The sequence below is a fragment of the Pseudoalteromonas sp. GW168-MNA-CIBAN-0100 genome (genome assembly GCF_040309225.1).
GTDB classification, from domain to species: domain Bacteria; phylum Pseudomonadota; class Gammaproteobacteria; order Enterobacterales; family Alteromonadaceae; genus Pseudoalteromonas; species Pseudoalteromonas arctica.
In genome coordinates this window covers 1-229 of record NZ_JBEOOL010001197.1, presented here as the reverse complement: position 1 = coordinate 229, position 229 = coordinate 1, and the positions used below count along the sequence as shown (strand labels likewise).

The 229-nt window shown below is 41.5% G+C and carries 1 protein-coding gene; it reads left to right on the top strand.

Going from position 1 to position 229, the window contains the following annotated elements; genetic code table 11:
- On the top strand, positions 1 to 229 hold a 229-nt coding region (locus AAEY62_RS25190; protein ID WP_350637238.1), incomplete at both ends, for an aminotransferase class I/II-fold pyridoxal phosphate-dependent enzyme.

Below are 229 nucleotides of genomic sequence, written 5' to 3'. Positions count from 1 at the left end.
GTATTGATCAATCCAAATAACCCGACAGGGGCTGTGTATAGCGATGATTTACTGCAGCAGTTAATTGACATAGCGCGTGAGCACAAGTTACTACTGTTAAGTGATGAAATTTACGAAAAGATTTTATACGACGGCATTACGCATAGCTCAATTGGTGCACTGTGCGACGATGTACCTATTATTACCTTTAACGGTTTAGCAAAAACGTACCGTGCTGCTGGCCTAAGAA